This is a genomic window from Actinoplanes solisilvae (assembly GCF_003999975.1).
GTDB classification, from domain to species: Bacteria; Actinomycetota; Actinomycetes; order Mycobacteriales; family Micromonosporaceae; genus Actinoplanes; species Actinoplanes solisilvae.
The window spans coordinates 1-593 of the sequence record NZ_RJAC01000114.1 but is presented as its reverse complement, the minus strand read 5'-3'; the positions used below and the strand labels follow the sequence as shown (position 1 = coordinate 593).

General features: G+C 21.9%; 1 protein-coding gene. It reads right to left on the bottom strand.

The window, feature by feature from the left end; genetic code table 11:
• Nucleotides 1–344 precede the first annotated feature (344 nt).
• The coding region (locus EER30_RS48325) for a hypothetical protein (RefSeq protein WP_205650742.1) at nucleotides 345–593 on the bottom strand (249 nt) is incomplete at its 5' end.

The following is a 593-nucleotide window of genomic DNA, read 5'->3' as shown; positions in this document are numbered from 1 at the left end:
TTTATTTTGATTAGATTCAAATAGATCACCAACTTGCTTTAATAAGCCACCAATCGTCATCTCACCATTATTTGTAGTCATTTTGGTTTTCCTTTTTTTATTATGAAATATAAAAATAAGGCAATAAAAATCATTGGTCAAATATTTAAATTATTTTTAATTATCAAATATTTAAATTATATATATATCTTTTATTGTAAATTTTTTGGTATTTGATTTATATATTGATCTGCAACAGCATGAATTTTAATAACTTTATGAAAAATATAATTTATAAAAAATTACAATTTAGATTTTAAGAAAATAAAAAGCGTAGAACTAGTCTACGCTTTTTAAATATTATTTTATCCATTTACAGCTACTGTCTTATACTCTTTAGCTAAATTAGGTAGATCTAAATAGGCATATCTATCATTTTTAGAAATAGGATAAGTAGAATATATAAATTCAATAAAATCATTAAAATACATGTGCTTAGTCTGTTCAACTACAGCATTTAAAATAATTTTAGTTTGTTCATTAAGTGTTATTAAAGAACTACTTCCTACATACTGGATAATCTTCTTTGTATTTCCATAATAGTTTTGCTCTAG